4 protein-coding genes and 1 pseudogene are annotated in these 5,652 nt (G+C 43.5%); all 5 read left to right on the top strand.

Translation table 11 applies throughout. The features are described 5' to 3' along the window. The first annotated feature begins 192 nt into the window (after positions 1–192). Entirely contained in the window at positions 193–888 is a 696-nt protein-coding gene (locus Q0546_RS06130) for a response regulator transcription factor (RefSeq protein WP_298058907.1), read from the top strand. Continuing rightward, entirely contained in the window at positions 872–2,311 is a 1,440-nt protein-coding gene (locus Q0546_RS06125) for a DUF3365 domain-containing protein (protein ID WP_298791451.1), read from the top strand. Before Q0546_RS06130 ends, Q0546_RS06125 begins: the two co-directional genes overlap by 17 nt. A gap of 97 nt (positions 2,312–2,408) precedes the next feature. After that, on the top strand, positions 2,409–4,475 hold the full coding sequence (locus tag Q0546_RS06120; RefSeq protein WP_298791450.1) for a cytochrome c3 family protein: 2,067 nt from the start codon (positions 2,409–2,411) through the stop codon (positions 4,473–4,475). 54 nt (positions 4,476–4,529) lie between these two features. Continuing rightward, complete coding sequence (locus Q0546_RS06115; RefSeq protein ID WP_298791448.1) at positions 4,530–5,342, top strand: FKBP-type peptidyl-prolyl cis-trans isomerase N-terminal domain-containing protein; 813 nt, start codon at positions 4,530–4,532, stop codon at positions 5,340–5,342. Positions 5,343–5,378: 36 nt separating this feature from the next. Then, positions 5,379–5,652: pseudogene (locus Q0546_RS06110) on the top strand (nitrite reductase); the annotation flags it as partial.

Genomic DNA, 5,652 nt, shown 5'->3' with positions numbered 1-5,652 from the left:
AGCGCTTGAATGGCATTCAAGAGGTCGGCGGTTCGATCCCGCTTAACTCCACCATCTTTAAATTTATTCCCCAAATTTTACATCATCAAAAACTTTGATTAATTTATGTTTTATGGTTAATATCTCAATCCTTAAAAATAGTATTTTAAGCTTGCTTGTGTTAGTATCGGCAAAATTTAGTACGAGAAAAAGATGCAAGATTACTCCGTTTTAGACGTTTTATCCAATAAAAAAGTCCTTTGTTTAGAGGATGAACCTTATATATTAAAAAATATGATCGACTCTCTCGAGCTGTTTTTTGCCGAAGTAAAAGGCGTAAGCGACGGTATCGAGGCGCTAGACGAGGCTATGAGCGGTTCATACGACGCGCTCGTCCTAGATGTCAGCGTCCCGCACATGGACGGTTTAGAGGTAGCTAAAAAAATCCGCTGTGCAAACCGCAAAATCCCGATCGTAATCATCTCAAGCCATACCGAGCAGGAGTATTTGTGGCGTGCGGTTGAGCTAAAGATCACGAGATATCTATCAAAGCCTTACGATAAAGATACGTTTATAAAGGCACTAGAAGACGTCGCGATGGAGCTCATCGACCATACGCCTATGTTTAATATTAATAGCGAGCTCAAATACGATTTTAGCAAAAAAATCATATATATAAAGGAAGAGGCCTGTCGCCTCTCCAAAAGCGAGAGCAAGCTTTTGGAGTATTTTTTAAACAACAAAAACCAAACCATCACTTACGAGCAGCTGTTTGACTACATGTGGGAATTTGAACAGCCGACCAAAGAAGCCATCAAAACCATCGTAAAAGAGCTGCGCCGCAAGATCGGCAAGGACACGATCAGAAATTTATACGGCGTAGGATATCTATGTGAAGTCCAAATTTAAATTTATCATCCTGCTGCTCGTCGTTTTGTACGGCGCCATTACAGTTTTGGTTTTTAACTTTTACCGCGATCTCGCACTAAAAGACGCCAAGCAGGAGGCAGTTTACGTGCTAGATGCGATGAACGGCATACGCGACTACATCTCTACCGTCCAGCGCCCGCTCATAGATGAGTTAAAAGATCACGGCGCTATAGACAAAGACCTTTTTGACCCCAGACTCATGTCCTCATCCTACATCACGCGTCAAATTTACAAAATCCAGCTCGCCAAAAAAAACATAAACTACGACTACAGGCTAACGGCGACGAATCCGCTAAATCCCGAACACGAGGGCACGGAATTTGAAAATGAAATTTTAGAAGGATTTAAGGAGGGTAAATACGAGGTCTACTCTGACGTAATCAAAGACCAAAACGCCTCATACTTTTTCGTAGGCCTTCCTGTCAAAAACTCCCACCCGTCATGCGTCGAGTGCCACAACATAAATAGCGCGCCTAAAAAAATGCTCGAACAATACGGAAATTTAAATAATTTCGAGGGCAAAGTCGGCGACACGATAGCGATGGTGAGCTTTAAAATCCCGGTAAAAAGCATTTTGCTTTATCATAAACAGGAATTTATCGTTAGCGGCGTGGCGATCACGGCGATCTTTGCGGCGTTTTTATTTTTCGTTTATAAAATCCACAAAGGCAACGAAAAAACCAAGATGCAAAACGAGCTTTTGATGATAAATCAAAGCCGCCTAGCCTCGATGGGCGAAATGATCGGCAATATCTCGCACCAGTGGCGTCAGCCTCTAGCGCAGATCAGCTCGACTCTGGTAAATTTGGAGCTTTACTCCGAGCGAGGCAAACTAAGCGAACAGAGGCTAAAAGAGGCCATCGAGGAAGCAAACGAGCAGGTCAAATTTATGTCAGGCACTATCGAGGATTTTAAAAATTTCTTTAATCCAAATATGCCAAAGAGCGAATTTGAGGTAAAGCAGGCCATAGAGCAGGCTTGTAAAATTTTAAACGCGACGCTCAAAAAGCACGTCATCGACGTAAAAGTCGAGATAAAAGAAAATTTTACGCTTTACGGAAACATAAACGAGCTTATTCAAATTTTAATCAACGTCATGAATAACGCCAAAGAAGCATTTTTAAACCTGCCGCAAGAGCGGGCGCAAGCAAACCGATGGCAAATTTTAATAACGACCTTTTTGTTAAACGGCGAGCGAGCGATAACGCTCGAAAATAACGCCGGCAGTATAGATAAAGCCGCGATAAATAAGATTTTTAAGCCGCATTTTACTACGAAAAAATCAGGTAGCGGGCTTGGACTATATATGAGCAAGGTAATAGCCGAAAAAAATAACGCCCGAATTTACGCGCAAAATATAAATAATGGCGTAGTATTTACTATTAAATTTAAAAATTCATAATTTATTAATATTCCCCTTTTTTCGCCCCCTTTTTACGATAGCATTATCAGTATGAAATCTTTTTGATTTTAGATCCAAAATTTATAAGGAGGGCGCAATGAGGAATTTAAGTAAAACCTTATTAGGTTTGCTTATGGGCGTTAGCGTCTTCGCATCGCAAGCCTGTTGCGAAGAACACAACATGCAGATGTCTCAACAAGCGCGAGACGTCATAGCAAATCCAAAAGGCACGCTTCAAAGTAGGGGCGTAATATCCTTGCAAGACTACATCGTAGAAGAGCAAGAGATGTATGAGTGGCTGTTTAAAAACCACCCGATTTTCACAAAATACGGCGGTAAAACAGTCGGTAAACTAGATGTTCACGACCGTGGACTTGAGTGGCTCGCCGAAGGTCACGGCTTTGACATGTCAAAAGCTAGTAAAAGAGACGGCGGTAAAGGCTACAGCTCTATGATGTATAGGATACCTGCGGGTTCGTCTTTGCAGTTTCCTAACAAATTCGTAGGAGCAGAAAAGTGCGGCGAGTGCCACCCTGCGCAGTACGAGGTATGGAGCAGATCGCGCCACGCCACTACTATCCGCTTCCCTGGCGAGCACCCTGAGGTTAACAACAACCTAACCGATCCGGTATTTAGCCCAGACACTGCGTCCATCTTGCCTCAAGGTATTACTCCAGACGTTATTTACGCAACCGTAGGACACCTAAGAACCAAATTCGGCTACGTAGACGCGTGGCTTTTGCGAGGAACTTACCACGTAGAGGGCGGTTTGCTACGAGACGGCACGGGTCAGATCGTAGCGGGCGGTAACCAGTTCCAAAGAACTTGGGCGTTAAATTTAACTCCTGAAACAGTTAAGAAAATCAAAGATTTCGTTCCTGATTTCCCAGAAACTCTAGCTGATTACGGCGATAACGGCGGATACGTCAGAGGTCTAGCCTCGTACGCGGCTAAATACAAAAAGTCAATGTTCTTCCAAGCAAACGGCTCTTACTGCGAAGTTTGCCACCCGTTCAAATTTGACTTTAAAACTAAGAAAGAGTTCTATGCGGCTCTTGGTAATGCCAAAGAGCTTCAAAAGCACACTATCTCTAAAGGCGTAAGCTGTGAGGAGTGTCACGGAGCCGGCGGTCACCTTGACGGAGCTACAAACTTTAGAACATCAAACTGCGAACGCTGTCACCAAAGATTTAACTACAGCCCAGACCTAGCTAGAGCCAATCCTCTAAACCAAGGCAAGCTTGACCTATCTCTAAGCTCTAAATTTAAATCAATGGGACCAGGATGCGGATCTGAGGGTTCACAATCATACTTTACCGCTCACTACGATAAAGGCATGCGCTGCACCACTTGCCACGATCCACACGACAACACAGGTCCGGTTGTAGGCGACAAGACTATCAAGGGCGTAAACTATAACTCAGAGCAAGGCTACCTAAGTGCGCTTTACACTAAACCAAAAATCAGAAAAGATTGTCAAGATTGCCACAAAGAGCAAGCATATATCGCTTCTAGAGCCGATACGCACAAAGACAACACTTGCGCATCTTGCCACATGCCATTCATGATGAGCTGCGAGAACTTCTACGCTATCCAGTTCCAAGATAACGCTGGATTCGATACTCAAAGAAGATCTCACATCTGGAAAATCGACGTAGATCCTGCTAGAAAATCTCTAGTTGCGGGCGACGCGGCTAAAGGACCGAGAGATGCTAAAGATTGGCACTTCCAAAGAGATAAAAACGGACATAACTTCGTTGACCTAATGTGGGCGTGCGCTAGAACGTCTTGGGCGGATAAAGATATGCAAGATACTAAAGGCTGCCACAGCCCTGTTCTATCTGAGCTAAAACCTACTCTGCACTTCAAGAACCAAAAACAGGTTTATGACGAAGTAATGGGATGGCAAACCCCTGTTAAAAACGACTTCTCTCAAGTCAAAATCGGTATCGAGGGACTTTATGCTATCTTAGAAACTAAGAAACTAAGCCCTAGCGATAAGACAAGAGTTTATGAGCTAATCGAAAAAGCGCAAGACACAGTTGACTTGCTACAAAAAGACGGCTCATGGGGTATGCACGGCTTTAAATATACAAAACAAAGACTCGACGCTTCTAAAGAGTACATCAAAGAAGCCCAAAGAATCATAAATAACAATTTATGATGCGATTACGGACGCCGCGCTTTTGCGGCGTCCAAATTTAATAAGGTAAAATTTATGCGTTTTAAACTTAGCAAAAATCCAATTTTAGCTCTTTGCCTAACGGCCGGTTGCGTCTTGTGCGCTAGCGCGGCGGATAAAGAGACGATGACGCAAGAGCAAAAAGAATCATACAGTATCGGAATTTCAACCGGAACCTATATCTCCACACAACTAAAAAAACAAGAAAGCCTAGGCGTTAAATTTGACAGCAAGGCTATTTTAGATGGTTTTGCAGATGCCTTTAAAAAAGAACAAAAACTAACGGACGAAGAAATAATCTCTCTACTCAATCAAAGGGACGAAAAATTAAATAAGCTAACCCAAGACGCGCTAAAAAAAGCGCTTGAAAAAAATTTAAAAGAGGGCGAAGAATTTATGGCGAAAAACGCCAAAAACAAAAAGGTCAAAACGACTAAATCAGGGCTTCAGTATGAAGTCATGGCTGTCGGCGACGGCGACAAACCAAGACCTGAGAGCGTAGTCGCGCTAAACTATAAAGCTTACCTCATAAACGGTAAAGTTTTTGACGATACGTACTCTAGAAACGAGCCTGCGATCCTTTCGATGGTAAATTTAATAGACGGCCTACAAGAGGGCCTCATGATGATGAACGGCAACTCAAAATATAAATTCGTCATCCCGTCTCACCTAGCTTACGGAGACGAGGGCGCAGACGAGATACCGGGCGGCTCGACGCTGATTTTTGAAGTCGAGTTAGTAAAGGCGCTAAAACCTGGCGAGCTAGCCGGCGCAGCCAAAAAACTAAGCGAAACTCAGCCGCGAAATTTCCATGGCGCGCACAGCCACGGAAGTAGCGTTGGTAGATAAATTTAGGATATTTAATCCATACGGATGGAGAAGAATATGAAAGAGCAAAATACAAGAAGGACGTTTTTTAAATTCCTTGCTTCGGGCGCGGCGGTTGCGGGAGCGACTAGCGTACTGGGCAAGAGTATAAATTTAGACGCCCCTACGGAAAACGGCAAAAAGCCGCACTACGGCATGATATTCGATCAGAATAAATGCGTCGGCTGTACCGACTGCGAGATCGCCTGCAAAAAGGTAAATTTGGTCCCAAAAGGTCAAATGAGGCTTTTTATCCAGGATAAAACCGATCCGCTAAATTTGAAAGAAAAGC

The sequence above is a fragment of the uncultured Campylobacter sp. genome, from assembly GCF_937997465.1.
GTDB lineage: Bacteria > Campylobacterota > Campylobacteria > Campylobacterales > Campylobacteraceae > Campylobacter_A.
The sequence above is the reverse complement of the archived record's forward strand: the minus strand, read 5'-3'. Positions and strand labels throughout refer to the sequence as shown.